The sequence below is a fragment of the Kinneretia sp. DJ1R-11 genome, assembly GCF_025717595.1.
Lineage (GTDB): Bacteria > Pseudomonadota > Gammaproteobacteria > Burkholderiales > Burkholderiaceae_C > Paucibacter_A.
In genome coordinates, this window is the sequence record NZ_JAJIRR010000057.1 from 1 (window position 1) to 423 (window position 423).

Here is a 423-nt window from a genome sequence, read left to right on the forward strand (position 1 = left end):
AGTGGCCGGCTTCTCGACCGAGCAGATCAGCAAGCTGGCCACCGACGACCTCAAAGCTCTGAACACCGGCGCCTTGCGTGCGCTGAGCAGCGAACAGCTCGCAGCCCTGGGCTCGGACCAGTTCGGCGCGCTCACCACCGCGCAGGTCAATGCCCTGAGCACGACCCAGCTGCGCAGCCTCGGCACGGAAGACTTCAATGCCCTGACGACCACCCAGTTCCGCGCCATCAGCTCGGCGCAAGTGGCTGCCCTGGGCACCGACCAGCTGCGCAGCCTCAACACCGAAGACTTCGCCGCCATCGGCACGGTCGGCTTCAAGGGTCTGAGCTCAACCCAGCTGGCCGTGCTGAGCAGCGACCAGATCGTCGCGCTGACCACGGCTCAGGCCGCCTCGCTGAACAGCGCTCAGGTGGCCGGCCTCAC

The 423-nt window shown here is 67.4% G+C and carries 1 pseudogene; it reads left to right on the forward strand.

Going from position 1 to position 423, the window contains the following annotated elements:
• Positions 1-423, forward strand: a pseudogene (locus tag LNV23_RS23905) (heme utilization protein); the annotation flags it as partial.